The sequence below is a fragment of the Brucella sp. NBRC 14130 genome (assembly GCF_040371715.1).
GTDB lineage: Bacteria > Pseudomonadota > Alphaproteobacteria > Rhizobiales > Rhizobiaceae > Brucella > Brucella intermedia.
In genome coordinates, this window is sequence record NZ_BAABTE010000056.1 from 1 (window position 1) to 1833 (window position 1833).

Consider the following 1833-nt stretch of genomic DNA (forward strand, 5'->3'; position numbering starts at 1 on the left):
GCGCACGACACTAAAACGACAAAGGAGAAAACGAGGAACTTGACCACGACCGCAGACCCGAAACATACCTAACAGGCGGGTCAATTCTCGGTGGAAACGCCGGGTCAGTTCTCAGTGGCAATCAACAAATGTAGCCTTCTGCGCATACTGAACGTTATCGTTAGAGCGCATTGGACGACCTGTCACCGATGATGCAGTGATCTTGTTCTTTACGTTGTCGATATCGGCTTTGCCTGCATATCCCATTTCATCCAAAAATAGGACGTAGTTGCGCCACTGCTCGGTGTTGCGATTATCCTCAATCATTTTGAAGTCAGTGCTACCGACTAATTCCGAAAGTGGCTTCAACAGAAATTCGGTAACAAACGTCGATTTACCTACGCCTTGAGGGCCGAGAATAACTGGCATCAAATGATTGCTAATCGGCAAGCCGATGATCTTACGCTTAACCTGCCAGATGAATTTCGCGAGAATTGCCTTAACGAACTCCGCGTTATGGTCCGCTAGATCGAACTGGCTACAAACTGCATCCCATGCATCGACTTTATCTTTAGCATTCGGTGTTCCAGTGTACGCAATGTCGAGCATGACTTCTTGCACACGGTCGGCAACTGCTTGCTCAAACCACTTGCTGGTAGCGTCGTCGATTTCTTGTGTTGTGAACTTCAGTTTCAATTTCGATACTGTCAATCGCAGATCACGTTGCAATGTATCTGTACGAATTTCGATATTCTCTTGAATGCGCGCAACAGTATCAATTGCCACATCCATACGGGCGTCACTCGAAATGACTTGTCCTTCGTATGTCGGCAATCGCTTCGCTTTCATGCGCTTCTGATAATCGACGGAAATGTTTTCACGCTTGATATAAGCGTCGACAAATTCAATTACTGTCTTTGGATAAAAGCCGAGTTCGCGCTTAATATGTGCGACCTTTACAGCCGCATCCCATTCGCTTTTGGAACAAAACTGACCATTGATAAGAAACGTTTTTACCTGTGTCATGTCGGCAGTGAGATCGGTGTGTATGGCTAATTCCATCACATTGATCTCTTCGCCTTTCGACATCATGTCGCGCAGACTATCGATGATCTCTTTTTGAACGTCCGTTGGCTTATTGAAATTTGCAACGACGATGTTTCCAGCATTCTGATTATTGTTTTGAGTATTCATTTTATTTTCCCATTTCTAAAAAGAGTGAACCTGCTTGCGTCTGGAAAACAAGCAGGTTCAGTGACTTCTTAGAGAAAGGGATGAACAGCAAGTCTTTGACGAAGCGCGAACACTTCGTTTTCCAGACTCGATGTTCACATAACTATTTATCTAAATTACTAAAATAGCCGCTCAAATGCGATATTTTTTGCTCAATCCCTCCAACTCTTTTCCATTGAAACCGCGCCCGCTTTTAATAGATGCGCGCCTTTCTAAGTGACTGAATTCTTTTCGTTTTTAGAGAATTCTTTGCTCGCCCTGATTCACCAACGGCAATAACTCGGAGTTGCAAACGCAAAACGGAGTTAAGAAAATGCAAGCACAAGTTGGTTTTAAGGTGTGGGGCAAAATTGCTGGTGATGCTTTCGAGAAGGTGTTCCCAACTGTAGCAGCATGGAAAGCATGGCGCAGGCTAAACGAACGCAGATATGAGATCGAAGTTTTCGGAATGAAAAGCGAGGCAGCATAATGATGCTGCTAACTGCTCAACAACGGTGAGCGCAACGAATAGCCCACGTCTTTCGTGATTGACGGAATGGGTTTCCGGCTGGCAGTCAAAACTTTTGCTTTGCCCGCTTCGGCATAAAATAGGTTCGGATATTGACGATTGCTTCAGCGACG

At 45.1% G+C, this 1833-nt stretch carries 2 protein-coding genes and 1 pseudogene; 1 reads left to right on the forward strand and 2 read right to left on the reverse strand.

Annotated elements, in window-relative coordinates; genetic code table 11:
• Positions 1-111: 111 nt before the first annotated feature.
• On the reverse strand, positions 112-1173 hold the full coding sequence (locus ABWW28_RS27480) for a VapE domain-containing protein (protein WP_353392997.1): 1062 nt from the start codon (positions 1171-1173) through the stop codon (positions 112-114).
• A gap of 352 nt (positions 1174-1525) precedes the next feature.
• Here ABWW28_RS27480 and ABWW28_RS27485 point away from each other — a divergent pair, with 352 nt between their 5' ends.
• On the forward strand, positions 1526-1681 hold the full coding sequence (locus ABWW28_RS27485; protein ID WP_353393000.1) for a hypothetical protein: 156 nt from the start codon (positions 1526-1528) through the stop codon (positions 1679-1681).
• An 85-nt stretch (positions 1682-1766) separates the two neighbouring features.
• Here the strand turns inward: ABWW28_RS27485 and ABWW28_RS27490 are convergent.
• Positions 1767-1833: pseudogene (locus ABWW28_RS27490) on the reverse strand (UPF0149 family protein); the annotation flags it as partial.